Genomic DNA, 26477 nt, shown 5'->3' with positions numbered 1-26477 from the left:
TAAATAGGCCACTTTTTTAGATTGTTAAAGCTATCAAATTATAACGTAGGTGGCTAGTTACTTACTTTTAATCTTTGGAAGTAATCGTCGTATAAAACACTCGCTTCACCCACATCATCCTGAAAAATACCAGATTCCATGACGGCTTGCGGAGGGAAGATGTTTGGATCTTCAGAAAAAGCCTTTGGTAGTAAAGGTAAGGCTGTTTTGACTGGTGTCGGGTAACCAATTTCTAAGGCAATCTTCGCTGCATTTTCTGGGCGCAATAAGAAATCTATCATCTTATGGGCAGCATCAATATTTTTAGCTTTAGTAGGAATTGAAATACTATCCATCCAAAAGATAGTCCCTTGCTCTGGCCAAATGATTTCAATATTAGCACCTTCTTGACGCGCCATATAAGCTGAACCATTCCACAGCATTCCGAGAGATACTTCACCCGCTAAATATGGGTTAGCAGGGAAATCTGAATTAAAAACTAGAACATTAGGCATTAATTGCTGCAACTTATGGTAAGCCGCTTCGATCTCTTTTGGATCCGTAGTATTTGGTGAGTAGCCTAGTGTTGTTAAAGCAATATGGAAAACTTCACGAGCATCATCCATTAGCATTAATTGACCTTCCCATTTCTCATCCCAGAAATCGTCCCATTTGGATACGGAGTCTTTATCAAGCATATCGGTATTAATACCAATGCCCGTTGCTCCGTAAATATATGGAATAGAATAATCATTGCCAGGATCGAAAGGTTGGTTTAGATAATTAGTATCAAGACCACTGTAATGAGGTATTTTCTCTTTATCAATCTTCTGCAGCATACCTTCTTTACGCATTTTAGACACAAAGTAGGTCGAAGGAACAACTAAGTCATACCCTGCACCTTGAGTCTTAAGCTTTGCGTACATCACTTCATTAGATTCATAGGTTGAATAGATGACTTTGATGCCCGTTTCTTTGGTGAAATCCTCTAAAACCTGACTTGGAATATATTCTGACCAATTGTAGAAATACAGCTCATCATCAGCTGAGTAGGAAGGTGTGGTGAATAATGTGGTGGCACATAAAGCCCCTACGTAAAGAGTTTTCTTCATTTATGTTGCTCCAAAAATGGTTATTACCCTCATGATGTTGAAGGGTAATAGAGGTTTATTTTATCTTCTCTCGTGCAATAATTTGAGAAAGGATAACTAAAATAAGTGACACGATGAGCATCACCGTTGCTAATGCATTAACTTCAGGTGATATACCGACTTTAACCATAGAATAAATTTTAAGCGGTAAGATTTCATAGGTTGGACCTGTCACAAATGAACTGATGATGACATCATCAAGTGACAGGGTGAAACTGAGTAGCCAACCGGCAGCGACGGCAGGTTTCGCTAAGGGTAAAATGATCTGTTTTAGAATCGTCCACTCACTAGCGCCTAAATCCTTAGCGGCTTCAAGCATTTTAACGTCAAAGCCATTTAAACGGCTATAAACGGTCACGACGACAAAGGGTAAGCAAAAAGTGATATGGGCGAGGAGTAATGTTAGAAATCCTAACTGCGCACCGAGCACAATAAATAACGCCAACAGTGAAATCGCCATCACAATATCGGGAGACATCATGACGATAAAGAGTAAGCCATTAACAACTCGCTTCCCCTTAAAGGTGTAACGAAATAAGGCAACAGCGGTTAAGCTTCCAATGAGAGTTGCGGCTATTGCTGAAAAAATAGCCACATTTAGAGAGTGCCAGGCCGCTTGCATTAGGCTGTCGTTATTGATTAATGCGTCATACCAGTTTGTCGTAAATCCTCCCCATTTCATGCCAAATTTATTCGCATTAAAAGAGTTGGCGATTAAGACAATAATCGGTAAATAAAGAAACGCATAAACCAGTGACATAAACCCAAATTTAATCATACGTCCCATTATTCAAGCTCCACTTTTTTATTTAATAGCTTACCCGCTCGGTAATAGGCATACAGCATTACGGCCATTGCTGTTGTTAAGGCAATACTAGTTGCAGCACCAAACGGCCAGTCTCGTGCATTAAGGACCTGACTCTTTATCACATTGCCAATTAATAAGTTCCTTGCTCCACCAAGTAAGTCGGAGATGTAGAACATGCCAAGGGCAGGAAGCAATACAAGTAAACAACCGCCAATAATGCCTGGCATCGTTAGTGGCAACACAATACGAACTAATATTTGAAGCTTATTTGCACCAAGATCTTTTGCTGCTTCTAGGTAGGCTTTGTCCAGTTTTTCTATCGCAGAATAGAGTGGCAAGATCATGAAAGGGAGTAAAATGTAGACTAAGCCTATCATGACGGCATCTTCGGTATACATCACACGGATTGGTTTATCGATTAAGCCAATAGCAATCATTCCTTTGTTTAAAACACCTTGAGTACCCAATACGATTTTGAGCCCATAGGTACGAATAAGTGAGTTGGTCCAAAAAGGGACAATCACTAAAAACAGCATAAATGGCTGCCAGCGCTTTGGCATTTGAGCAATGATGTAGGCAAACGGATAGCCAATAACCAAACACAGTAGTGTTGCTACTATCGACATATAAAAAGAGTGCCACAATACTTTTATATAAAGTGGATCCATTAGGCGTAGGTAGTTATCGAAGGTAAATGTCATTTCGATAAGGTTAGCTTCGTCACGAGTTAAAAAGCTCGTGGCGATAATCATTACATTAGGGATGAATACAAACAGCAGTAACCAGCTGACAATTAATGCAATGATGGCATTTTGTAAATTAAATTTCGTTCGCATCACTTAACACCACTTCCCAACTCTCAACCCATGTCACTACAACTTTTTGCCCTAATGAGTGATCAACATCGGGATCGTCTTCATTAAAGAACTCACTAACCATAACGCGCATTCCTGAGTCTAATTCAACCACAGAGTCCAACGTCATTCCCTTGTAGGTACGATCTATAATATGCCCGACAATGCCGCGTTGTTCTGACTCTTTAATTTCTTCAAGGCGTAAATCTTCTGGGCGCAATAAAACTTGTAATTTATCACCTGAATGTATGTCACTTGAGTGGTAGATGGTTGCCTCTATCCCTTCAATATTGGCAATAATGCGTTTATCATCCGTGCGATGTAGGGCGGTAGCATTAAATACATTGATTTCACCGATAAAGCGCGCCACAAATAAGTTTTTCGGCTCTTCATAAATTTCACGAGGCGTACCATCTTGCTCAATAACACCGTCACGCATAACAATAATGCGATCAGACATGGACAGTGCCTCTTCTTGATCATGTGTAACAAAGACAAAGGTAATACCGAGTTGGCGCTGTAACTGCTTTAACTCAATTTGCATCTGCTTACGTAATTTATAATCAAGGGCAGAAAGTGATTCATCGAGTAACAACACCTTTGGCTTATTAACGACGGCACGTGCAATGGCGATACGCTGTTGTTGTCCACCAGAAAGTTGATGAGGTTTACGCTGTGCCATGTTCTCTAAACGCACCATGCGCAATGCCTCCATTACTCTAGGTTCTATTTCACTTTGCGGCGTTTTTTGCATACGTAAACCAAAAGCGACATTATCAAAGACCGTCATATGTGGAAAAAGGGCATAGCTTTGAAAAACAGTATTAACATGTCGTTTCTCGGCAGGAATATGCGTCACACTTTCATCGGCTAGCAAGATATCACCTGAATCGACGCTTTCAAACCCTGCAATCATGCGAAGAACGGTTGTTTTACCACAACCAGAAGGACCTAAAATGGTGAGAAACTCTCCATGATTAATATTCAGATTGAGATTATCGATGATCTTCTTACCATCGAAACTTTTACTGATCGCCGCTAATTCAATAACAGGATGCTTGACTGCTTGGTTTACGTTCAATGTCTGTCTCTCTCCATAGTGACCTGCTGTTCAGACCGTAAAACTGGGTGTATTTATGGCACAGATAGCAATAAGCAAAAGCAATGATTTAAAGTTTTATTTACTTGGTAACCGATATCTTTTAACTTAAGGCTATTGCTCGTTATAAGCTATTAATATTTTAGCAAATTATAACCAACTAGTTGTTTAATTATTGAGCAGGTGAAGAAAAAAGCAAGCAGTTAAAGCGGAACTTAGTTTAGAGAATAAGACAATAGAGTATAATCACGGTAATTTTATAAACTTCAGCGGGCAACTTTCTTGCCTTTAGTTGCTTAGGAAAAAGTATGGATAATCAGTCAAAAAAAGAGTTTAACCTTGGTGGTTCAGTGGAGCGTGCACTGACGGGTCAGTATGAACTAAATACTGGTAGTGTATTAAAAGAAGCATGGCAAAAAACGATCCATCATTTTTTATCATTCTCACCAGCAATCGTTGGTTTATTGTTCATTCAACTGGCTATCTTTTATATTGCATTAAAACTGCAGTTAGGCGATCCAAGTGTTATTTTGCATATATTTACTGAGCCTGAAAGTTTTACTCAAGATATTGTCCAAGCAATATTTATGGCAAATTTCAGTTATGAAGTGATCAGTGCGCCGTTTTTTGCGGGCGTGAGTCTTATGGCGATGAGTCATGCAGCAGGTATTGGTACTAAATTGCAGGATATTACCAAAGGTCTTCAATTTACCGTTCCAGTGATCCTGGCGACATTGTTTAGTTTGATACTACAAGGGATTTCTGGGATGGTTTTACCTTTTATTTCGATGTATTTAACGTTGGCATTTAGCCACTCTATCTTACTGATTTGTGAGAAACGTATAACACCGATGCGTTCGCTACTTTTATCGTTAAGAGCGGTGAATAAAAAGATATTTACCGTCGCTGGTATTTACGCAGCCGTTATGATGATGTTTGTGGTTGCTGCTATGTTTTACGGTATTGGTTTAATCTTCGTGCTGCCATTCTTCTTTCATGTTAAAGGCATTTTGTATCGTGAAATGTTTGGCATTCGATTAGCCACGGTACCAAATGATTCTTCATCAAACGATGACTCTGATGTGCATGAAGACGATAGTGATAACAGTGATCCTAAGGTCTTTAATGCATAATTACATGGCTAAATTAAAGAAAAATATATTTATTTGTATTAGTTTTATCGCTCTTTTCATTGCTTTGGTATTGCCATTTACCCTCACTACTAGCTATAGCGTTAGTGAGGGTGGAAAAAAGTTAGACTCAGCACCTGTGATGATAACACCTGACTTTGCCAGCATTGAGGACGTAAACCAGAAGAAGCAGGCGTTTTTTGATTATATTCGTCAAGGGTTAGATCTTGAAAACCACCGTATTCTTAATGAAAGAGAGCATTTACTTGAGTTCAATCTACACTCTGCTTCGAGTGAAGATCTTAGCTATGCTAAACGTCTTGGTCGACTTTACTCTTACAACGTTCCTGCTTCTGGTGTTGATCAAGCTTGGATTGATGAGATGTTACTAAGAGTGAATGTTTTACCTGAAGCACTGGTTTTAGTTCAAGCTGCTAATGAGTCGGCATGGGGAACATCCCGCTTTGCCACAAAAGGAAATAACTTCTTTGGTCAATGGTGTTACCAAGAAGGCTGCGGAATTATCCCCTTACAGCGCCCATCAGGCAGTACGCATGAAGTGGCTTCTTTTCAGTCGACACAAGAGTCCATTCATCGCTACTTTATGAATGTGAACCGCAATAGAGCCTATCTAGAATTAAGACAGATCCGCGCTGAACTGGAAGGGCAAGGAACGGATTTACTTAGTAGTGCAGCAGCAGTGTCATTAACTAATGGGCTATTAAGGTACTCAGAGCGCGGTGAAGATTACGTCAATGATTTGCAAGCGATGATTCGACATAATCAGTCATTCTGGATTCAATAACGTTAACGCATAAATAAATGGAATTATGATGATAAAGCGATCTCTCGGAGTGAGACTGTTAACCTTGGTATTTAGTGCTTTGGTGATACTGCCAATACAAGCTCAAGAGTATATGTTTACTTACTCTAAGCTATATGGGCAGATTAAGCACAATAACAATGAGGAATTAGATAGGGTTAAAGTTGGTCTTTTTTTCATCCATCAAGAATCACAACAGCTTTGTACAATAAGCAAAGCTTGGATGGAAAAAGAAGAACATTATGAATCTTTTGTTATCCCAGATAATAATGAGCTTCCTTTACCCCTTGATGCGAATTTACGTTCTGCTAATCCACTTGTTTTTGTACAGTTGCTAGATAATAAGCAATGTGACTACTCGATGGTTGTAATGACCAAGGAGCCATTTAGTGGAAGCGTGGGGCAACAAGAAGTTTCACTTGTTATGTCACAGATGCAAACCTTGTTAGCGGAGTTAAGTGGCTTATTTAGTCGTTGGTTTACGCCTGAGATATCAGGTATTACACTAGAATTTGCTACTATCAAAGATGGTGAGTTTCTGACTTCAGAAGGGAATAAAGTTGCCATTGTTAATGGAAAGTCACGAATATTGCTTTCCGATCTTAGCAGTGATGAATCTTTGCTATTGCCTGAAAAAACACGACGAGTATTGCCGTATATTCTTTAGTTACGGATCTTCTATTAACAAAAAGCGCGGATAGTTTTATGCACTTTCAATGAGAAAGAGTAAAAACTATCCGCGCTTTTTTATGATTAAAACCTAATACTAGTCGCTTATAGGTTCGTCACATCAAGTTGTAGGCTTGGATCAAATTCAACCGCTGATTGTTCAACAGGTTGTTGTGGTAATTCTTCTTTATCAAAACCAATATCACCACCATTAATAATACCAGAATCACGGTTAATTGATTTAAAATCAAATAGATTGTGGTCAGCTAAGTGGCTAGGTACAACATTTTGTACCGCAGTGAACATAGTTTCAATACGACCAGGGAACTGTTTATCCCATGCGTTTAGCATCTGCTTAATGTTTTGGCGTTGCATATTTGGTTGTGAACCACATAGATTACAAGGGATAATCGGGTAGTCACACATACTTGAGTATTTGATGATATCTTTTTCACGACAGTACGCCAGTGGACGGATAACAACATGCTCACCATTATCAGAAACCAGTTTAGGTGGCATTCCTTTCAATTTACCGCCATAGAACATATTTAGAAACATTGTCTCTAAAATATCATCACGGTGGTGACCTAAGGCAATTTTCGTTGCGCCAATTTCTTTTGCAGTGCGGTATAAAATACCACGACGTAGGCGAGAGCATAAAGAGCACGTAGTTTTACCTGGAGGCAATTTATCTTGTACGATAGAGTAAGTATCTTCTTCAACAATTTTATACTCAACACCTAGTGTATCTAGGTACTCAGGTAAGATATGTTCAGGGAAACCAGGTTGTTTTTGGTCAAGGTTCACTGCAACTAATGAGAAAGAGATAGGAGCACTACGTTGTAAGCTGATTAGCATATCAAGCATAGTAAAACTATCTTTACCACCAGACAAACAAACCATTATGCGGTCGCCATCTTCAATCATGTTGTAGTCAGCAATAGCCTGACCAGTATTACGACGAATACGTTTTTGAAGTTTATTAAAGTTGTATTGTTGTGCTTTGGTGCGCTCTGGAGTTTGATCTGTCATGGCTTGTCTATCTTAATTAGTCATCATGGAAACAAAATGAAGCCCGTATCATACGGATATCTAGCCTAGATACTAGTCTTAAGATGCTTGGAAGATAAAAAATCCCTGAGAGTCGCCAAATTAACCTGACTTTCAGGGACGCTTTAGACTTGTGAGTGATCAGTTAGTGTTATTAGGATCAAGTGGGCTGATATAGCCATCAGGTTTCAAAGCCAATACATCACAATCGATATTATCAATAACGTGTTCAGCGGTATTACCAATGAATACTGCAGATAACCCAGTACGTCCTGTGGTACCTAAAATTACCATTGCCGCCTTCAATTCACCAGCCGTCTCTGGGATAACATCTTCAGGTAAGCCTTGCATTACTACCGTCTGATCCTCATCTAAACCGTGTTTTTGACGAAGTGACTTCATAGCAGTAAGGTGATAGCCACGCACGGCGTCGGTATACGTTGTCGGGTCAAACTCTGGCAGTTCAATCGTGATATTGACAGGAGTAATGGGGTAGGCATTCACTAGGTATGGCGTCGCATCTAGGCGATTGGTTAAATCTAAAAGTTGCGTCACCATATTATCATTAAGACCTAAATGAACGTCATTTTCAGACCCGACATGAACAGAAGCCATGATGTTAGCTTTCTCTGGCCAAGGTGCCTGCTTAACAAGCAAAACAGGGCAAGGGCACTTACGTAATAAATGCCAATCCGTCGGAGTAAAAATGACGGATTCTAGGGCAGCGTGCTTGCGGGTGCCTTTAATGACAATATCATGTTCCCCTCCATAGACTTCAGCAACAATGGCTTCATAAGGGCGATTATGCCATACCACTTTAACGTTAAAATCAATCGATTCATCAAGTAAGGGTTCTGCGACACTTTTCATCCATAACTCACGTTGTTGGATAACACCACGGCGCATAGCATCCCTTTCATCAAGAGACAACATTGATGTCATGTCATAAGAAAAATCATAGATAGATAAGAAAAAGGTGACTTGGCTTTTTGAGACACTTTTTTTAGCGAGTTGAATGGCTCGAGTTAAGGCTGGTTGCTCATCGTTGTTGATGTCAGCAATAACTAAAATCTTATTGTAGATACTCATTATGATTCCCTTAATAGAGTAAGGCTATATACATAATGTAGCTCAAAATGAATCGGATTTTTAGGGAAAATGAGAGAAAGAGTTTAGAACTATGATGCAGCCCATAAACAGGCTACACCACAAGTGAAGAGCTTAATCTTTTGAAATACCAGCAAGTTCCATTAAAGCATCATGGTCAACAATCGTAATATATTTGCCTTTTACACTTAAAATATCCGCCTTTTGAAAGCGACCAAGTAAACGACTGATTGTTTCAACGGTAAGACCTAAGTAATTACCAATATCACCACGAGTCATCGTTAAGCGGAATTCTCTTGGGCTAAATCCGCGTTGAGAGAAGCGCATAGAAAGGTTATATAGGAAAGCGGCTAAACGCTCTTCGGCATTCTTTTTGGAAAGTAAAAGAATCATCTCTTGATCGCCTTTGATTTCATTACTCATCAAGCGCATGATCTGCTGACGAAGTTTAGGCATTTTACCGGATAAATCATCAAGAATTTCGTATGGTATTTCACACACCATCGACGTTTCAAGCGCTTGTGCAAAACTTGGATGGCAATCATCAGTGATAGCATCAAAACCCACTAAATCACCAGCAAGATGGAATGCAGTGATTTGCTCATCACCTTGCTCGGTAATGGTATAGCTTTTTATAGTACCAGAACGAATAGCATACAATGACTTCAGTTCGTCACCAGCTTTAAATAATTCTTGGCTTTTCTGAATCGGCTTTTTGCGTTCAATAATTTGATCTAGTTGATCTAGCTCAGACTCATTAAGAGTAAAAGGGATACAGAGTTGGCTAATACTACAATCTTGGCAGTGAATCGCACAACCACCAGACTGAATACGTTTCGTCACAGGCTTTTCAGGAATCATAATAAAATTTCACTATTTGATATACGTCAATATTTTACCATCCCTTGTGATTAAAGGGTAGCAAAAATAAGACTATAAAAAGAGACCTATGCGGTTAATTTAAGAAGTTTTAGGGTTGCAAATAGTGTATACATTGCATAAAGAAGGATAGTGACAGCACAAAGCAGTCTAAACTTATCTGATTTTACCCAACGCTGTAACCAATTGATACTCATAGCTATCATAAGCATGGCAGGTAAAGTACCAAGTCCAAAAGCAAGCATGATCAGGCCACCATTTAGAGCATTTCCAGCAACAGCAGACCAAGTTAACATTGAGTAAACTAACCCACAGGGTAGCCATCCCCATACGAATCCGAATGGGAGTGCATAGATGGGTTTTTTAATGGGTAATAGCGAAGTAGCGAGTGGAGAAATATGACGCCATAACCTTTGTCCCACTTTTTCTATCAAGAGTAACCCATGCCACCAACGACCAATGTACAGTGCTAATAGCACCATAAAAAGTGCAGCGACAAGGCGTAACCATATTAAAATATTGCTCATTTGCGATAGCTCAAGCAATGATGAGACACTACCGCCAACAATGGCGCCGATGAAGGTATAGCAACTCAGCCTTCCTAAATTGTAGAGTAATGGGATTAGAAATGATCGTTGAGAAGGTTGACCTATAGATAGCATAGAGGCGATACCCCCACACATTCCAAGGCAGTGAGTTGTACCAATCAGGCCGATAATGAATGCCGCTAGCCAGTCATGTGTCATTTTTTTGTCTCTTGTGACTGTGAGTTTTCAACCGCATCATCATCAAACAAAATGCTATGACCTTGGCGATCTAAATCTTCAAATTGCTCACTTTTAACAGCCCATAAAAAAATACCGACAGCAACACACACGAGCACTATCGCGATAGGAATTAAGATATACAGGCTTTCCATAGCACTTCCTTAATCTTTGAGAAGTCGTAACGAGTTAGATACGACAATAATTGAGCTTGCTGACATCCCAACGACTGCGATATATGGAGCAACAAGACCAGAGACGGCAAGGGGTAAGATCAGCAGGTTATAGCCCAGTGACCAAGCTAAATTTTCACGAATAATACGTCGAGTCTTAAGGGCGAGTTGACGAGCTTCAAGTAAACGATCGAGCTTATCGCCTAATAAAACCATATCAGCAGAAGCTTTTGCTACATCGGTTCCACCACCCATGGCAACGGATAAGTGAGCGCGAGCAAGAGTCGGAGCATCATTAATACCATCACCAACCATCATTGTTATATCACTGCTGGGTAATTGTGAGAGGTAGCGTAGTTTATCTTCGGGTTTGGCACTTGCGATGATTGTTGCTATACCAATTTTCTCAGCGATAGGTTTTGCATTACTAAGAGAGTCTCCAGTTAACAGTGTGGTTTTGATACCAAATTGAGCAAATTGTTGTACAAACGCTTCGCTTTCATTACGTATTGGATCTCGATAATGAAAGATAGCAGTAAGCTTTTGATTAACCGATAGGTAAATGCAGTTTACTTGCGCTTGATCGGTTTGTGCTAGAACAAATTCAGCGCTGCCTAACTTTATGGTTTGGTTTAAGTAATCGCCTTGCATACCAAAACCAATTTGATTAGTTATATTGCTCACTGTAACGTGTTCAGATAAAAACGGTTTGAACGCTTTGGCAATCGGATGGTTGGCATGTTGCTCGATACTAGCAGCGATGGCTAAACATTGCTTTTGATCCCAATCGCCATATATCTCAATCTGTTCTATTTCAATTTTACCTTTGGTTAAGGTTCCCGTTTTATCGATGACTAAATGATTTATTTTGCATAGCGTTTCAAATACGTGCCCTTTACGTAACAAAATACCAAGTACGCCCATCTTAGAGGTCGAACAGGTGATTGCGGTTGGCGTTGCAAGGGAAAGAGCGCATGGGCAGGTTGCAACCAAAACCGCGAGCATAATCCAAAATGCATCATCAGGTTGTACTTGTGACCAATAGAACCAGGTGGCTGCTGCGATGATTAAAAGCGCTGCGACAAAATAACGCGCGACAATATCGGCAATTTCAGCAATTTTAGGTTTAGATAACTGGGCTTCATCTTGAAGGCGAATAATGTTGGAGATCATCGAATTTGCTTTAGAGTGCGTGACCTCTAATTCAAAAGACTCATCTCCATTAAGTGTGCCAGCAAACACTGGTTCATTTTGTGTTTTGACGACAGGTAAGGATTCACCCGTTAACATAGATTCATCGATATAAACCCGACCATTTAAGATAAAACCATCGGCTGGGATGTGTTCACCAGGCAGTACGCGCACTCGGTCACCTAACTTCAGAGTGCTGACGGGAACTTGATTACCTTCAATAGTCGTCGCAATGGCAGGGATGAGTTTTAATAAATTACCACTGGCTGCTGCCGCTTTTCTTCTCGCTCGCATCTCTAAAAAACGGCCGAGTAAGAGGAAAAAAGTGAACATAGAAATGGATTCAAAAAAGACTTCCCCTTGCTCTGTGACAGTAGCAAATAAGCTTGCGATATAGGCAAAAATCAGTGCGATTGATACAGGGACATCCATTCCTAAGGTTCGAGCTCGTAGGCTTCGCCAGGCATTCATATAAAAAGGTAAGGCAGAATATAAAAGAACAGGAGTAGCAAAAATTAAGCTAACCCAGCGGAAGTAACTTTTAAACTCAGGTTCTAAGTTGCCAAAGACCTCAAGATACAGTGCAACGGCGAGCATCATGACTTGCATAGTCGCCAAGCCAGCAATACCTAATCGATACAGGTATTGCTTCATTGATGCATGATATGACGCTTCTTGGCTATCTGCTTCAAAAGGCGCCGCTTTATAGCCTAAGCGATGGATAACTTCGAGTAAGGTGCTTAATTGAACGGCTTGGCTATCCCAAACGAGAATCGCTCGGTTAGTCGCCATATTCACGCGAATATTGATAGCACCAGTTTGCGCCATGATTTGTTTTTCAATTAGCCATGCACAAGCCGCGCAAGATACGCCATCGAGTGACAGTGTCACTTGTCGCTGTTCACCTTCAAGATTATGAACAAATTCAGCTTGAACCTCTTCATTATCGTAGTGAATAAGTGCTTTAATTTGTTCAGGAACGAGATCAACTTTATCCGCTGGAGAGGTGCGATATTGGTAATAAGAAATAAGCCCGCTAGCAATGATAGTTTCCGCTACCGTCTCACAACCAGGGCAGCACATCGCCCTGATTTTGCCTAAGATCTCTACTTTGAAATCGGTGTTGGCTGGTACATCTTCACCACAGTGGTAACACGATCGGCACATAGTAATCTTAATTTAATAGTTGAGTTGCCTGCAAAGAGGGGAAATTTACACGTCCTTGAATAAGCCATTCACTATTATGTGGCGTGAGCTCAATAAACCATGGTCCTTGTAGTTCATCATCTCGATTTAAGCGGTAGGAGCCATTCGCATCAGCGGTAAGTAATTGGTTAAAATCATGATCTGGAAGTGTGCGATGGGCAAAAAGAGCAGTTATCGCTGGGTAGTGAGGAAGGGAACCTTTATCAAAATTGATGATAATGTCACGCCCATCAGAGAGGATGTTTGCTTTTAGCCCTAAGCTTTTAGCTGCCTCTACTTTTGTTATATCAATATTAATCCCTTTGCCTTTTTTATAATAATCCTCTGTCACTAAGGAGACAGAGTTTAAAGAAAAGACATACACGACAACCAAAGTCCAAATCACAACCGTTGATGGTAAGGCGATTAGGAACCATGGCCAAAACTGTTTATACCAAGGTTTTATTATCATAAAGCATTCTCAACAACTCAATAAAGAAAGATTACAAATAGGTGAAAAAGACAGCCTCCAGATCGAGGCTGTCATGATGTGTATTAGTCTTTACTATTACTTAGGCTCCATACATAAGCCGCGACTAATTGAACTTTATCTTCGCCAAGGATATCCGCCCAAGCAGGCATCACTCCAGAACGACCATTCATTACAGTTTCAGTGACATCAGCTCGAGAGTCACCGAATAACCAGTTTCTATCTGTTAAATCAGGCGCTCCAACTGCAGGGTTTCCTTTGCCATCAGTGCCGTGACATGCTGCGCAGACAACAAACCGTTTTTTACCTGCTTCTGCTTCTCGGGCATTCACTGAACGACCAGAAAGACTGAGGGTATAACTGACTACCTCATTAACACCGTCTTCACCTAAAGCATCTTTCCAACCTGGCATTTGTCCTATACGACCAGCCATGATTGTTGTAACAATGGCGTCGGGCTCACCACCATATAACCATGCATTATCGGTAAGGTTAGGGAAGCCTTTTTGACCACGAGCATCTGAGCCATGGCACTGGGAGCAATTTTGCAAGAAGAGACGCTGACCAACTTTAATGGCATCGTTATCCGCTGCTATTTCAGGAATAGAGCGTAATGTCGTACCCGAAGAGTCGTAAGCTAGACGCTGAAATGCTTCACCGAAATAGGTTTTAGCATCATCAAGTTCTTTTGCGTATTGCACGGGTCTTTTATCCGCTTGGGCTGCGGCAATAGAGACTTTTGATTGCTCTAATGTCGTCACGCTTTGGTCCGAACTTTCCCAGCCTAAAAAGCCTTTAAAATTACCAAGTCCAGGGTAAAGCGCGAGATAAATAGCAGAAAATACGAGTGTACTAATGAATAAATAGGTCCACCATTTTGGTAGTGGGTTATTTAGTTCACGAATACCATCATATTCGTGCCCCATGTCTTCACCTTCTTCCACGCCCATTTTGTCCTTAAGGCACCAAGTAAGAAGGGCTGCACAGCCGACTAAGGTCCCGACTGTGATGATAATAATCCAAAGACTCCAGAATGTAGTCATTACTTAGTCACTCCTTGATCTTTAGAAGAACGCTCTTCTTCATCGGCAAAGATTAAATTTGCATCTTCTTCAAAGCGGGCTTTACGATTTTTGCCATAAGCCCACCATGTCACGCCAATAAAGCTAACGAACAATAAGACAGTCCAAATACTGTGAATAGTTCCGATATCCATATCAACTCCTTACTTCATTGCATGGCCAAGAGACTGCAGGTAAGCAATGATGGCATCCATCTCTGTTTTACCCTTTACGTCACTTGAAGCGTTTGCGATCTGTTCATCTGTGTATGGAACACCAAATTGATGCCGAAAAATTTCAAGCTTCTTCTGCGTCAATTTACCATCCAGCTCATTTTTAGCTAACCACGGGAAACCTGGCATATTTGATTCAGGCACAAGTTCACGAGGGTTAATGAGGTGTACACGGTGCCATTCATCGGAATAACGTTCACCAACTCGGGCTAGATCTGGACCTGTTCGTTTCGAACCCCATAAAAATGGATGCTCCCAAACACTTTCCCCAGCAACAGAGTAGTGACCGTAACGTTCTGTTTCTGAACGGAATGGACGAATCATCTGGCTGTGACAGACATTACAACCTTCTCGAATGTAGACATCGCGGCCTTCCATTTCAAGCGCCGTATAAGCCCGTAAGTTTTCAACCGGCTCTGTTGTTTGCTTTTGAAACATCAGGGGTACAATTTCTACTAACGCACCAAGGCTAATGGCAAAAACAATGAGTATGGCAAGCAAACCGACATTGCGTTCAACAATTTCATGGCGATTATTCGAATTAGAACTCATGATGAAATCTCCTTATGCCGGTTGTGGGATAGCTTTAAGGCTATCTTTAGGGGCTGATACCGTTTTATAAGTGTTATAAGCTAATAAAAACATACCAGAAAGGAATATTAGACCACCTAAGAAACGCACAAAGTAGAATGGGTAAGAAGCTTGTACCGATTCAACAAAGCTGTAAGTTAGTGTGCCATCAGAATTAACTGCTCGCCACATCAGACCTTGCATCACACCAGAGATCCACATTGCCACGATATAAAGAACCGTACCTATGGTTGCTAGCCAGAAATGCACATTAATAAGGCTAACAGAGTACATTCTTTCCTGACCAAATAGGCGAGGGATTAAGTGATAAATAGAACCAATAGACACCATCGCAACCCAGCCTAATGCACCAGAGTGAACATGCCCAATCGTCCAGTCTGTATAGTGAGAGAGTGCATTAACGGTTTTAATTGCCATCATAGGTCCTTCAAAAGTAGACATCCCATAGAAGGAGAGTGAAACAATTAAAAAGCGCAAGATTGGATCATAGCGAAGCTTATGCCAAGCACCTGACAGGGTCATAATCCCATTGATCATTCCCCCCCAAGAAGGCGCGAATAAAACCAATGACATCACCATACCTAATGATTGAGTCCAATCGGGTAAGGCAGTGTAGTGAAGGTGGTGAGGACCAGCCCAAATATACAAGGATACTAATGCCCAGAAGTGAACAATGGATAAGCGGTAAGAATAGACAGGGCGCTCTGCTTGTTTTGGAACAAAGTAATACATCATTCCAAGAAAGCCAGCAGTTAATAAGAAGCCAACCGCATTATGCCCATACCACCATTGGATCATAGCATCGACAGCGCCAGAATAGAGGGAGTAGGATTTAAAGCTAGAGACAGGAACAGCAAGACTATTCACAATATGCAAAACAGCAACGGTGAGTATAAAGGCACCAAAGAACCAGTTTGCTACATAAATGTGCGAGGTCTTACGCTTTATCATCGTACCAAAAAATACGATGGCATAGGCTACCCAGACAAAAGTTATCGCTATATCAATTGGCCACTCTAGTTCAGCATACTCTTTGCCAGAAGTGTAACCTAAAGGTAGGGTTATCGCTGCTGAGAGAATAATTGCCTGCCAACCCCAAAAGGTAAACGGGACTAAAGGACCACCAAATAACCGAGTTCGGCAGGTTCTTTGTACAACATAATAGGATGTTGCAAAAAGAGCACTGGTACCAAACGCAAAAATAACCGCATTTGTATGTAGAGGACGTAAACGACTGTACGTCAACCACGGGGTATCAAAGTTCAGCTGTGGCCAAACTAATTGAGCGGCAATTAATACACCAACGGCCATACCAACAATTCCCCATAGTATAGTAACTAGGGTAAACTGGCGTACGACAGTATAGTTGTAGTTTTGCTCAAGTTGCATTTCTTGGCTCATTTCCATGCTTCCAATTTTATTATTAACTACACTTTACTTTCCAACACGACATAAGTCGCAATACCTCCAAATCGGCACAGAAATACCGCCTTTTAGGGTTTTATTTCTATTCCTGACTTTAATAAAAGAGGTACTTTCAATTAATACTATACGTCAGTTAACATTTTAATGACAGTGCGTTAACCTTTGTTGGGTAAAGGATTTAATGTTTTATTTAAAAACTTTGAAGTTTGTAACAAGGAGTGAATGAAAAATGGCAGCGGAAAGGTTAACGAAGCAAAGATTATGGCAAATATCGATCACATTATTGGTACTGTTTGTTGCCTATGCATGGGGAACATTATCAAGTAAACAGCCCTCTACATTAGAGTGTTCGAAGGCTTACCCGTGTTATATACACTTTTGGGGTGAAAAGTTATCCATTTCGAAAAATAAAAACAATTACTTTATTCAAGGTTTAATCTTAGATGAGGCTTCTGTTAAAATAGAAAAAGGCACATCTAAAATTGCTAGTAATCCGAATGGCGTTAACATTTTAGATACACAAGAAGAACTAATAATAAGCTTTAGCAAATCAGATCAAGAGACGATCTATTTGAAACTAAATGATTATTAGTGCTCGTTATATTAGTGATTTCAAAATAACTAATTATCATCAATAAGTATTATTTTAATATGTATTTACAATCTTCAATTTCTTATATGCTGACGGAAAGCGCAGCTATTAAGCAAATTCAACAAAAACTATCGCATCAACATTTAGTGAGCTTAATTTGTTACTACACAGAAGATTATGATGTTGAGCAATTAAAAAAAGCAATAACAGAGTACTTTCCAGGTATACCTGTTCAAGGTTGTAGTTCCTACCAAGGTATAATGACAGAAAAAGGTTACCATGATGGCCCTGTCGTTGGTCTATTAGCTATATATGATAATACTTATAAGAGTGTTTTTGGTACCGGAATTTCAACGTTAGATGATGCAGTAAACCCTAGTCATGATGAAGTTGGATTGTGTATTACCCAAGCCTTAGATCAAGCTTTATTGAATGCTGATCGAGTAGGGGAAATACCGAGCTTGATTATTATGCATGCGACCCCAGGCTTTGAAGAGCTAATGATGACCTCTATTGATAATAAATTTGGCACATTAGTCCCTTTAATTGGTGGCAGTGCAGGAGATAATCATATTGATCAGAAATGGTCAATTTTCACTGAAAATGGTCATACACAATCAGGGGCTTCCGTCACTTTAGTTTATTCAGAATACTCCGTATTCACCTCATTTAGTGCTGGATATCAACCAACGCAATACCGTGGAACCGTCACTAAAGTTAACGGTAGGGTACTGATGGAAATTGATAATAAACCTGCTGTTGAAGTTTATAACCAATGGGCAAATTATTATCTGAGTTATGATGATAATGAGCGCATTTTTGAAAAGGCAACGTCCTATCCACTAGGGAGAGTTGCAGGAAGTATTTATCAGCGTCCTTATTTTAAGTTGTCACATCCGGTCAGGAAAATAAAAAACGATTGCATTGAATTCTTCACTTCTTTTAATCAAGGTGATGAGATCTATTTAATGCATGGCAATAAAGATCAATTGATCACTCGATCAGCCAAAGTGATCGATTCAGCCTACAATCAAAGACTCGAAGATATGATAAAATTGGGGGGGATTAATATTTTTTGCGCAGGACCCATGGTGTTGATAAAAGAACATTTAGAATTTATTTGTTTACAGATGAGAGATGCATTAGATGGAAAGCCTTTCATATGTCCATTCACATTTGGTGAACAGGGAAGGTTCATTGGTGGTGAAAATGCGCATGGAAACTTAATGATTTCAAGCGCCGTATTCCATAAACCAAAGAGTTACTAATGGATTTACATAATCAAGAAAGCTTGCAAGATGCTTTGGTTGAACTTCAGCGTTCAAGAGCAAGAGAAAGACGTTTGTTTGAAGAGAATCAAGCCATTCTTGCGGCAATCTCTGCGATGAGTGGAGCCAAAAACCGTAATCAAATTTTTGCCAGACTAAACGATGTTTTATCAAAATATATTAACTTTGATGACCTAGTCGTGATTTCTCGTTCTGGAAATACGGATCTATTTAAAACTCTCCACTGTACGAATAGTATCTTTGCTGATAAGACATGGAGTAATGATACTAAATTTACTCGAGTGCTAAATGGCGAATGCATCATTTTATACGAGCCATCAAAGCTTAATGAATTTAGGCATTTAAATCATTATATTAAAGATGAAATATCTTCCGCTCTAGTCACGGGAGTAAAAACACCAGTGACTGAAGTGGTCATACTTTTATTTGGTCACACAAAAGGGCAGTTTCGTATTGAAACAAAAGAGACGCTAAAACGATTTAGTCCATTGATTGAGCGAGCGGTCATTGATATTGAAAATAAAGAGAATCTACACAGCTTAGTGGATGCTAGAACTCAAGAGCTCATCTATGCGCAAAAAGAAGCAGATAAAGCCAATAAAGCCAAATCTGAATTTCTAGCGATGATGAGTCATGAAATTAGAACACCACTAAATAGTGTTATTGGGATGCTGGATGTATTAAAGCAAACCCAGATAAACCAAGATCAATGGAATGTTTTGGCTCAAATGGAATGTTCTGCCGAACTCTTATTAGCTATTATTGGTGATATTTTAGATTTGTCTAAGATAGAGTCTGGTAACTTCTCACTAAATGAACAGTGGATTAGCCTTAGTGACACGGTAACTGCTGTATTGTCACAGCAAAAGAGTATCGCAGCAGACAAGGAATTAATTTTTAACCTTCAATATGACATTGATAATGAAAGTTTATTTTGGCTCGATCCAACACGGTTGACCCAGATATTGTTCAATATTGTTGGTAATGCGATAAAATTTACCGAGTTTGGTGGCATTTATGTGCATATTTACCATGACCAACATAAAAATATCCTAATAAAAGTCTCAGATACTGGTATCGGCATTGAACAAGAGAAAATAGATCAGCTTTTTTCACCGTTTAAGCAAGCAGATAACTCTATAACGAGGCGTTTTGGTGGAACAGGTTTAGGCTTGGCCATTACAAAACACCTTATTGAGTTAATGCGAGGCAATATCCGAATTAGCAGCAATATTGATATTGGTAGTGAATTTACGATAACAATCCCAAGCATCTCAAAACCTACTAAGCATGCTGAAGTCCTGTCTGATAATGTGCGTTTTGAACAAGGAAAAAGTTTTCTGATTGTCGATGATACACAATCCAATCAGATGGTGATCAAGATGATGCTAAACCGCCTAGGTCATAATGTGTTTATCACTAATAATGGTAAAGAAGCGTTAGAATTCCTTTCGATGCATGAACCGTCAATTGATATGATCTTCATGGATATTTCAATGCCAGTAATGGATGGTCTAGCTGCAACAAGAGAAATCAGAAAGCTAGGTATAAAAACACCAGTCATAGCATTAACGGCGCATACAACAGATACCGATCGCTGTAATTGTTCAAAGTCAGGTATGGATGGTTTTATTGCCAAACCAGTTCGAATCCCAGATATCAAAGAGATCATTATAGATTTCTTATCCTAATAATCATTATAGAATCGTAGATTACTAATATGATTATTAGGTATTTTATGGTAAATACAATTATGTTCAATGCATTAGTAAGTGACGCTGTGACAGAAGTACATTGTTCATTAAAGAATAAAAAGAGAGGAGTGTAATCTACAGTGTTATCATTAATAGTTCATGTAAATATCTTATCCGTACCCTTACCACAAGACCCTATTTAACATAATATACATAATGCGCACTTTATTTGTAAGCGCAAAGCGATAATGTCCTTATTCAACCAAGTTAAAATGTCCCTGCATGTATACTTTATACATCCATTTTTGCTCGTTCAATTTACTCTAGTATGTTATTGATATCTTGTCATTTTGATCCAAAAACAAAAAACACTGACTACACTTAAGGTATCCCTTCAAATCAAGCAAATGGATATTGTTGATATGAACCGTGTTTTAATTATTGAAGATAACAAAGTCATGGCAAAAATCCTAGGTCAGCTCTTACGGAAATGTTTGAGGCTACAAACTATCTCGCATGCCCCTACAACTCAAGCTGCGTATAATGCTTTATCAAAAACAATGTACGATTGTATTTTTTTAGACTTAAACCTTTCTACAGAATTAGATGGTATTCCCGTTCTTGTCTATATCAAGCAGCAATACCCAGAGTTACCTGTGATTATTGTTAGCGGTGAAAATGAAATGAATACGGTAAAGAAAGTTTTGGCACTTAAGCCCAATGGATATTTGGTTAAGCCTCTTTCCATGCAAAAGCTGCAAAACTGCTTAACCAAAATTTTCAAATCTGAGCTAATTTTAGATGCTTATTCAGCGCATTAACGACTACGCTTTTTCCCACTAGACTTAATCGCTTGGTGTGGGAAGACATTGCGAATACGTTGCTGGATTTTATTCGGGATTGTTTTTGAAAACTTAATTCTGGTTCCCGACTTTTGGCGGTAAGCTTTTAACTCACCACTAAAAGGAGTATTACGACCGAGCTCCACCAGGTTATGTTTGAAAGATGGTGGTAAATGGCCTTTGAAACTTTCTATTTTACCATCTTTGAATTTAATTCTTAGTGTTGGTTTATCAAAGGCAAATAACCAACATAATAAAATGGCGGAAAATATGATGACATACATCATGACTGGCATAACTTACTCCTTGTTAGTCCGCTAGTAATTTATTTAAATCTTCTTTTAAGTTTGTCACTGTTTGACTCGCTTTTTCACTGCGAGATGCTTCACTAACCAAATACTCAATAGCATCTGATAATGTACAGCCTAATTCATTAGCCTGTTGCGAGAGTTTCTCCCAAACACGATAATCAAGATCAATCGATTTCTTTTTTGTATGCAGTTGCTCAGCGTTAAAGTGGCGTTTTCTTTTCGCTCTGATCGCTTGCTTGAGTTTGTTATCTAATTCTGGTGCTAAGTTTTTATCAATCCATTCTAAAACTAAGCGAGGTTCATGCTCAATATCGAATAATGCTTGAATTGACTGATCAATTTCACTGGAGTCAATGTAACAAGTAATCGACTCTCCTTCCTTGTGCTTTCTGACCAAATATTGCCATTTCCAGCCACATTCCAAATTTTCAAGTTGTTGATATTTCATTACTGTTAGCTCATAAGGGTTATAGTGACAGCGTAACTCACTGGCTTTATAAAGACAACAATTATGGTCAAAAAACAGTGCGATTTTAGCCTTTGTGAATGATCGAAGTATTATTATGGATAGCGCTATTCCCTACGCTATTATTTCTATATAATTGCTGTCTATATTACCAATTTGTGAAATCAATGAATCAAGAAAACTGGTGCGCAGTCACTCCACAATATGATCAGTTTAGCTCTCAATTAAATCAATTCTCAGCGCTAGCTCCCCTGTCCTTTTTTGACATGCAGCCAAGGCTAAAGCAAGTGTTAACAAGGTTTGAAAAGCTATCTAATCTTTCACGGATGTTGCTGATAAATGCGCCAGATAATTCTATTTATCACAATATTATTGTTGATGGTTTGAAGCAAGAAATTCTGCTTGGTACAGAGAAACCGATCATAAAAACAGAGTCTTTAGATATAAATTCCCTATTTGATCAATACTCTGGCACTTCTTCTCGATTGATTCCTGGTCTTATGACTCAGGCGCAAGGTGGTTACTTAATTATCTCAGCTAATCTGATCTTAGCAAACCCTAGCTCTTGGGGGATTTTAAAGTCAGCCGTCTTGGGCGATGCCGTTCCTGTTATTAACTGTGATCCGCGCACCCCAATTGAATCACCTCAAAGCCATACCTATGATGTGAAACTAATCATAATGGGTGATCGCTCTCAACTGGGTGATATCGATTATTTAGATAGTGATATCCAAACGGGCTTATGTTTATTTGCTGAGCTTGAGATGGACATTAAGCTAAATGAAGATAACTTATCTCGTTACTTAGGTTACCTAAAGTGGATAAGCCTTCACTTTCAACTACCTAACTTAACAATGGATGCACTGCCGCGTCTATTAACCGCTTGCGCGAGAGAAACCGAAGATCAAACTTGTCTTCCCTTGTGTGTTATTTGGCATAATGCACTTTTAGCGGAAGCCGCGATTAATAGCAACAGTCATGATCTCTCTTCTCAAGATCTAGATACAGCCATTGAACATAAGTATTACGGTGAATCTTACCTACCTCTAAGAGCCTTAGATGATATTCTGGATGGTCAGGTGCTGATTGAAACTACGGGTGAACGCATTGGACAAATTAATGCATTAACGGTTATCGATGTTCCAGGTCATCCTATCTCTTATGGTGAACCTGCTCGAGTTTCATGTATTGTCCACTTTGGCGATGGTGATGTTTCAGACATAGAGCGAAAAGCAGAACTTGGCGGAAATTTACATGCAAAAGGTATGATGATTATCCAAGCATTTGTTAGCCGAGCGCTTAATCTTGATGAGTCATTACCCTACACTGCATCCATCGCATTTGAACAATCTTATAGTGAAATTGATGGTGATAGTGCTTCTTTTGCTGAGCTTTGTTCATTAGTCAGCGCCCTATCTGAATGCCCAATCAACCAGCAAATCGCAGTGACGGGTTCTGTCGATCAGTTTGGTCGTATCCAAGCAGTTGGTGGTTTAAATGAAAAAATTGAAGGTTTTTATCATGTCTGCCAACATCAAGGTTTTACTGGCCATCAAGGCGTGATTCTTCCAGCAGTAAATATGAAGCATCTTGCCTTACATAAAGATGTGGTAGAAAGCATCAAGAATGGTGAGTTTCACATCTGGTCAGTCTCAAATGTTGATGAAGCTATTCCGCTTATCCTTGGTAAACCATTTCAAGGTGAAGATGAAGACAGTATTGTTAATAAAATAACGCAACGTATTGAAAATTTTGAAAGACACGAACATCCACCGGGTTTGGTGGGACGCATTAGAAACTGGTTTGTCTAGTACTGATCGGACTTGTTTAGCGTACACTTGTTCACTTAAAATGCACGTATCAAAAATTGGAGTAAATTGATAATGCAAAACAAACGTGATTCTTACACTCGTGAAGACCTTTTAGCTTCTAGTCAAGGTGAGCTTTTCGGCCCTACAGGCCCACAACTACCTGCACCTAATATGCTAATGATGGATCGTATTACTAAAATGTCAGAAACCGAGGGTGAATTCGGGAAAGGTTTAATTCTAGCTGAATTAGATATTACTCCAGATTTATGGTTTTTTGATTGTCACTTCCCAGGTGACCCTGTAATGCCAGGTTGCCTTGGTTTAGATGCAATGTGGCAACTGGTTGGTTTCTTTTTAGGTTGGGTTGGCGGCGAAGGTAAAGGTCGTGCTCTTGGTGTTGGTGAAGTTAAGTTCACAGGGCAAATCTTACCGACAGCCAAAAAAGTCACTTATGAAATAAACATGAAGCGTGTTGTCAATCGTCGATTAGTTATGGGATTGGCTGATGGTCGAGTTTTAGTAGACGGTAAAGAGATTTATGTAGCAAAAGACCTTAAAGTTGGTCTTTTCCAAGATACTTCTTCTTTTTAATATTGGCTTATTTATAGCGGCTATTACCTAGCCGTTATTTTTTTGGTTTGATTTTTAGTTATAGTGCGTCATCGGTTATAAAAATAACCCCCTGTAAGATTTAGGGGGCTGTTTTTACAAGGTATGTTACTTACTATTTATAAAGACCGGATTGTTTGTCATCTTTTGCGTCTCGCCAACCACCTAACCAATAAGAACGTGAGTCCATTTGTTGATATGGACAAGCTTCTTGTGAACGACCATTCAAGCCTGCTTTGTAACCTTGAGATTGAGCTCGTTCTAAGCGATCGCGTTTTTGTCTCTTCATAGTACAGTCCTCATACGGAATCATTTACGTACAGCGGTTATTGATAGCGCGCCCTTATACAACGCGCACGATTAATAATCGACCATTATGTGAGATTTCACAAGCACAAAAAAAACAGAAAACCACATTTGTGATCTTCTGCTCTCGTTTACAAATTAAATTATTTTCGACGGAAACTAATCCAACCTAAGAAGGTCAAAGCAAGCCAACCAAGTCCAGCTCCTTGGCGTTCCGCTGATTCATTGATGTAATCACGAGGAACAATCCCCTCATCTGAAGATGAATCTGCTTGAGGAATTGGTACTAACTTAACAGCAACTAATTTTTCAGTATTACCAACACCACCATTACAGTAAGAGTTATGATCTGTACTGTCATATGACAAACTTTCACCGCTTGAATTAGTACATTTCAATGCTGTAGCAGAAATCACACCGGCATCATTGATATCAGTAGCATCATAGATACGGTAGTGGTTATTTGCATCACTATATTCACCACCATTAGTTAAGTCATCAAGTAACCATGCTTTATTCTGAAAAATATCAGCTCGGTCACTAACTACTGGATCGTATGGATAAATGAACCCACGGCGACGACGCTGCTTACCATTTTCTTCTCGATTTTGTTGAGAATCAATTTGTCCAACAATCTCATTGAAGTTATTAATAGCGCCAGCTTTACCACCTGCACCATTAAAGAAAATAGATTGTCCCATTGAGTTCAAAAACTTCACTGATGACCAAGTATCAGAAGAAGAATTATTGCCGGTGTAATCAGCAACAAAAATTTTGTCCGGATACGCACCATTCTCAGGGTTTCTATCGTTATAGTGCTTCGCTTGCCCTAATACGACCAAGTTGCTATTGATATCTGTCGCTACAGAGTTCGCATAAATACGGTCACTATCGATCTGAACACCGTTTATCGGTAAAGTTGACCATACTGCACCATCGAGTTCGGTTGAGTCACTAACAAAAATCGAAGCATTCATATTCAAGTTTGAGTCAGCATAATAAGTATCATAACCAACTGCATAGATCTTTTCGTTTTTTTGCTTTAAAGATCTTAAACTAGATTGAGATAGTTGATCGCCATCTTTCTCTCGACTCGCTGTCCAATCAAAAGTATGTATGTCTGTCTCTGACCAAATCGCTGCTTTAGATAGGTAGCTATTGCCGTTGTCATTGGTATACTTTTTAGACACACTGCCGACAGTGAATGTGCCATCAGTAAACCAAGCACGAGATTGGTAGTCATAATCATCTGGTAGTTGTTCTGGTAAAGGTACAGGAGAAAACGCTTCATTACGGTTATCCTGAAAGTCACTTTGTGAAGATGCACCTGTGCGCATATTGCCAGCAGCTTTACCTTCAACAGTTAAGCTATTAATAACCGTATTATAACTATTATCAAAAGCATTATCGTCACCTTCAATAAAAGCTTGAGCTACAGTTTCATCATTACGTTCCAAAGAGAAACCAGACCATTGCTCTGGAGCCCAACTATCTTCACAAGTGCTATAACCAAGGTAACGATAACAATAACTTTCGAAGTAATCATCACCATCATCCGTTTGGATATAATAGAAGCTATTATCTAAACTAAAAGCAACTTCTTCACGAAAGCTTACGCCTTCAATACCATCACGAGTATCACCGGCAACTAAATATGATTCACAAACACCGGCATCAGCACTAGTATCAAAGCAACCTAAAGAGCCTAGCTCATCTACTGTTTCTAAATTGCTCACTGGTTGAATAGCTTCACCATACACTTCAGTGGTGTCTGTTAGGCTTACCCCAACAGGCTCAACTTCAATGATTTGATATAAAGCGGCATTAGCACTTGTCGCGGATAAAACCAGTGCCGCAACACTGGTTAGCTTAAATTTTAAATGACTCATTCTTAA

The 26477-nt window shown here is 39.5% G+C and carries 28 protein-coding genes; 9 read left to right on the top strand and 19 right to left on the bottom strand.

The annotated features are described in order from the left end of the window. Nucleotides 1–53 precede the first annotated feature (53 nt). Genes BCU68_RS00305 through potA form a run of 4 tightly spaced genes read right to left on the bottom strand, consistent with a single transcriptional unit; the run spans nt 54 to nt 3873 of the window. Nucleotides 54–1091 (bottom strand): extracellular solute-binding protein, encoded by a 1038-nt coding sequence (locus BCU68_RS00305; protein WP_102562797.1) that lies wholly within the window; start codon nt 1089–1091, stop codon nt 54–56. Nucleotides 1092–1146: 55 nt separating this feature from the next. Further along, complete coding sequence (gene potC, locus BCU68_RS00300) at nt 1147–1917, bottom strand: spermidine/putrescine ABC transporter permease PotC (protein WP_102562796.1); 771 nt, start codon at nt 1915–1917, stop codon at nt 1147–1149. Beyond that, nucleotides 1917–2774: a spermidine/putrescine ABC transporter permease PotB gene (gene potB / locus BCU68_RS00295; protein WP_102562795.1), complete on the bottom strand. Its 858-nt coding sequence runs from the start codon at nt 2772–2774 to the stop codon at nt 1917–1919. Before potB ends, potC begins: the two co-directional genes overlap by 1 nt. Then, the gene (gene potA / locus BCU68_RS00290; RefSeq protein ID WP_102562794.1) at nt 2758–3873 is read right to left on the bottom strand and encodes a spermidine/putrescine ABC transporter ATP-binding protein PotA; all 1116 of its coding nucleotides are present in this window, start codon (nt 3871–3873) and stop codon (nt 2758–2760) included. Before potA ends, potB begins: the two co-directional genes overlap by 17 nt. Nucleotides 3874–4199: 326 nt before the next feature. On the opposite strand from potA, the gene BCU68_RS00285 reads away from it, so the two are divergent. From BCU68_RS00285 to BCU68_RS00275, 3 genes are read left to right on the top strand one after another with little or no spacing between them, the layout of a single operon-like run. After that, on the top strand, nt 4200–5024 hold the full coding sequence (locus tag BCU68_RS00285; RefSeq protein WP_102562793.1) for a hypothetical protein: 825 nt from the start codon (nt 4200–4202) through the stop codon (nt 5022–5024). A 4-nt stretch (nt 5025–5028) separates the two neighbouring features. Continuing rightward, nucleotides 5029–5826, top strand: a complete 798-nt coding sequence (locus BCU68_RS00280; protein WP_241901233.1) for a glucosaminidase domain-containing protein — start codon at nt 5029–5031, stop codon at nt 5824–5826. Nucleotides 5827–5851: 25 nt separating this feature from the next. Next, nucleotides 5852–6511, top strand: coding sequence for a DUF2987 domain-containing protein (locus BCU68_RS00275; protein WP_347230761.1), 660 nt, complete (start codon nt 5852–5854; stop codon nt 6509–6511). A 107-nt stretch (nt 6512–6618) separates the two neighbouring features. Here the strand turns inward: BCU68_RS00275 and ttcA are convergent, their stop codons facing one another. The 11 genes from ttcA to ccoN form a co-directional block, all read right to left on the bottom strand. Beyond that, the gene (gene ttcA, locus BCU68_RS00270; protein ID WP_102562791.1) at nt 6619–7545 is read right to left on the bottom strand and encodes a tRNA 2-thiocytidine(32) synthetase TtcA; all 927 of its coding nucleotides are present in this window, start codon (nt 7543–7545) and stop codon (nt 6619–6621) included. A 159-nt stretch (nt 7546–7704) separates the two neighbouring features. Next, nucleotides 7705–8652 (bottom strand): universal stress protein UspE, encoded by a 948-nt coding sequence (gene uspE / locus BCU68_RS00265; RefSeq protein WP_102562790.1) that lies wholly within the window; start codon nt 8650–8652, stop codon nt 7705–7707. A 132-nt stretch (nt 8653–8784) separates the two neighbouring features. After that, entirely contained in the window at nt 8785–9531 is a 747-nt protein-coding gene (locus BCU68_RS00260; protein ID WP_102562789.1) for an FNR family transcription factor, read from the bottom strand. A gap of 86 nt (nt 9532–9617) precedes the next feature. Beyond that, nucleotides 9618–10295: a sulfite exporter TauE/SafE family protein gene (locus BCU68_RS00255; RefSeq protein ID WP_102562788.1), complete on the bottom strand. Its 678-nt coding sequence runs from the start codon at nt 10293–10295 to the stop codon at nt 9618–9620. Beyond that, entirely contained in the window at nt 10292–10468 is a 177-nt protein-coding gene (ccoS, locus tag BCU68_RS00250; RefSeq protein ID WP_102562787.1) for a cbb3-type cytochrome oxidase assembly protein CcoS, read from the bottom strand. The genes BCU68_RS00255 and ccoS overlap by 4 nt, the downstream gene beginning before the upstream one ends. A 9-nt stretch (nt 10469–10477) precedes the next feature. After that, nucleotides 10478–12844 carry a heavy metal translocating P-type ATPase gene (locus tag BCU68_RS00245; RefSeq protein WP_102562786.1) on the bottom strand — a complete coding sequence of 789 codons (2367 nt, stop codon included), beginning with the start codon at nt 12842–12844 and terminating at the stop codon, nt 10478–10480. A gap of 7 nt (nt 12845–12851) precedes the next feature. Then, the gene (locus tag BCU68_RS00240; protein ID WP_102563147.1) at nt 12852–13331 is read right to left on the bottom strand and encodes a FixH family protein; all 480 of its coding nucleotides are present in this window, start codon (nt 13329–13331) and stop codon (nt 12852–12854) included. An 86-nt stretch (nt 13332–13417) separates the two neighbouring features. Continuing rightward, nucleotides 13418–14395: a cytochrome-c oxidase, cbb3-type subunit III gene (ccoP, locus tag BCU68_RS00235; protein ID WP_102562785.1), complete on the bottom strand. Its 978-nt coding sequence runs from the start codon at nt 14393–14395 to the stop codon at nt 13418–13420. Continuing rightward, nucleotides 14395–14568, bottom strand: a complete 174-nt coding sequence (locus tag BCU68_RS00230; RefSeq protein ID WP_102562784.1) for a CcoQ/FixQ family Cbb3-type cytochrome c oxidase assembly chaperone — start codon at nt 14566–14568, stop codon at nt 14395–14397. The genes ccoP and BCU68_RS00230 overlap by 1 nt, the downstream gene beginning before the upstream one ends. Before the next feature lie 9 nt (nt 14569–14577). Continuing rightward, nucleotides 14578–15198 carry a cytochrome-c oxidase, cbb3-type subunit II gene (gene ccoO / locus BCU68_RS00225; RefSeq protein WP_102562783.1) on the bottom strand — a complete coding sequence of 207 codons (621 nt, stop codon included), beginning with the start codon at nt 15196–15198 and terminating at the stop codon, nt 14578–14580. A 12-nt stretch (nt 15199–15210) separates the two neighbouring features. After that, the gene (gene ccoN / locus BCU68_RS00220) at nt 15211–16638 is read right to left on the bottom strand and encodes a cytochrome-c oxidase, cbb3-type subunit I (RefSeq protein WP_198591662.1); all 1428 of its coding nucleotides are present in this window, start codon (nt 16636–16638) and stop codon (nt 15211–15213) included. A gap of 253 nt (nt 16639–16891) precedes the next feature. Between ccoN and BCU68_RS00215 the strand changes: the two genes are divergently transcribed. The 4 genes from BCU68_RS00215 (at nt 16892) to BCU68_RS00200 (ending at nt 21058) form a co-directional block, all read left to right on the top strand. Beyond that, nucleotides 16892–17254, top strand: a complete 363-nt coding sequence (locus BCU68_RS00215) for a hypothetical protein (protein WP_102562781.1) — start codon at nt 16892–16894, stop codon at nt 17252–17254. A 59-nt stretch (nt 17255–17313) separates the two neighbouring features. Then, nucleotides 17314–18522, top strand: coding sequence for an FIST N-terminal domain-containing protein (locus tag BCU68_RS00210; protein ID WP_102562780.1), 1209 nt, complete (start codon nt 17314–17316; stop codon nt 18520–18522). After that, on the top strand, nt 18522–20234 hold the full coding sequence (locus BCU68_RS00205) for an ATP-binding protein (protein WP_102562779.1): 1713 nt from the start codon (nt 18522–18524) through the stop codon (nt 20232–20234). The genes BCU68_RS00210 and BCU68_RS00205 overlap by 1 nt, the downstream gene beginning before the upstream one ends. Before the next feature lie 410 nt (nt 20235–20644). Further along, a complete protein-coding gene (locus BCU68_RS00200) occupies nt 20645–21058 on the top strand; it encodes a response regulator (protein ID WP_102562778.1) in 414 nt (137 codons plus the stop codon). Here the strand turns inward: BCU68_RS00200 and BCU68_RS00195 are convergent. Both BCU68_RS00195 and matP read right to left on the bottom strand, forming a co-directional pair. Continuing rightward, the gene (locus BCU68_RS00195; RefSeq protein WP_102563146.1) at nt 21055–21366 is read right to left on the bottom strand and encodes a DUF3634 family protein; all 312 of its coding nucleotides are present in this window, start codon (nt 21364–21366) and stop codon (nt 21055–21057) included. The two genes, BCU68_RS00200 and BCU68_RS00195, sit on opposite strands and share 4 nt — an antisense overlap. Before the next feature lie 22 nt (nt 21367–21388). Further along, on the bottom strand, nt 21389–21838 hold the full coding sequence (gene matP / locus BCU68_RS00190) for a macrodomain Ter protein MatP (protein WP_102562777.1): 450 nt from the start codon (nt 21836–21838) through the stop codon (nt 21389–21391). A 185-nt stretch (nt 21839–22023) separates the two neighbouring features. On the opposite strand from matP, the gene BCU68_RS00185 reads away from it, so the two are divergent. Both BCU68_RS00185 and fabA read left to right on the top strand, forming a co-directional pair. Beyond that, the gene (locus BCU68_RS00185) at nt 22024–23667 is read left to right on the top strand and encodes a Lon protease family protein (protein WP_102562776.1); all 1644 of its coding nucleotides are present in this window, start codon (nt 22024–22026) and stop codon (nt 23665–23667) included. 72 nt (nt 23668–23739) lie between these two features. After that, nucleotides 23740–24258 (top strand): bifunctional 3-hydroxydecanoyl-ACP dehydratase/trans-2-decenoyl-ACP isomerase, encoded by a 519-nt coding sequence (gene fabA, locus BCU68_RS00180; RefSeq protein ID WP_102562775.1) that lies wholly within the window; start codon nt 23740–23742, stop codon nt 24256–24258. 133 nt (nt 24259–24391) lie between these two features. Here fabA and rmf read toward each other — a convergent pair whose 3' ends face one another. Both rmf and BCU68_RS00170 read right to left on the bottom strand, forming a co-directional pair. Further along, nucleotides 24392–24565, bottom strand: coding sequence for a ribosome modulation factor (gene rmf / locus BCU68_RS00175; protein WP_102562774.1), 174 nt, complete (start codon nt 24563–24565; stop codon nt 24392–24394). A 160-nt stretch (nt 24566–24725) separates the two neighbouring features. Then, nucleotides 24726–26471, bottom strand: a complete 1746-nt coding sequence (locus BCU68_RS00170; protein ID WP_102562773.1) for a DUF3466 family protein — start codon at nt 26469–26471, stop codon at nt 24726–24728. Nucleotides 26472–26477: the final 6 nt, after the last annotated feature.

It is taken from the genome of Vibrio sp. 10N.286.49.B3, assembly GCF_002873395.1.
Lineage (GTDB): Bacteria > Pseudomonadota > Gammaproteobacteria > Enterobacterales > Vibrionaceae > Vibrio.
Note: the sequence above shows the minus strand (reverse complement) of the source record. Positions and strands in the feature narration are given on the sequence as shown.